Origin of the sequence: Proteiniphilum sp. UBA5384 (assembly GCF_002410825.1) — a bacterium.
Classification (GTDB): Bacteria; Bacteroidota; Bacteroidia; order Bacteroidales; family Dysgonomonadaceae; genus Proteiniphilum.
Window position 1 is genome coordinate 78,081 of record NZ_DHOS01000041.1, and the last position, 416, is coordinate 78,496.

The following is a 416-nucleotide window of genomic DNA, read 5'->3' on the forward strand; positions in this document are numbered from 1 at the left end:
TCCCATGGTATTGATGTGGTATCGGATATTGTAAAAACCTTTAAGACGTATGGGCTCCAGAGTAAAGTGTTGGGAGCCAGTTTCAAGAATGTGGACCAGGTTTATCGGGTAAGTATGGTGGGATGCCATGCTGCAACGGTATCATACCAGGTGCTGGAGGTTATACTGAAGCATCCAATGACGGACAAGAGTGTAGTGGATTTTGAAAATGATGGTGCTCATCTATATGATTTGAGCTTTTGAAGCTATCATCATAAAAAAACGCTATCAGTTTAATAATAAACTTGACAGCGTTTTATGTGGTGACTCCGACAGGATTCAAACCTGTAACCTTCTGATCCGTGGCCAGATGCTCTATTCAGCTAAGCTACGGGGCCTCTTTTTACGGGAGCAAAGATACGATATTTTTGTACATT

Annotated in this window: 1 protein-coding gene; it reads left to right on the forward strand. The window is 41.8% G+C overall.

The features are described 5' to 3' along the window. Nucleotides 1-243, forward strand: a 243-nt coding sequence (locus B4G81_RS08520; RefSeq protein ID WP_294081564.1) for a transaldolase family protein, incomplete at its 5' end; no start/stop codon positions are given. Nucleotides 244-416 lie beyond the last annotated feature (173 nt).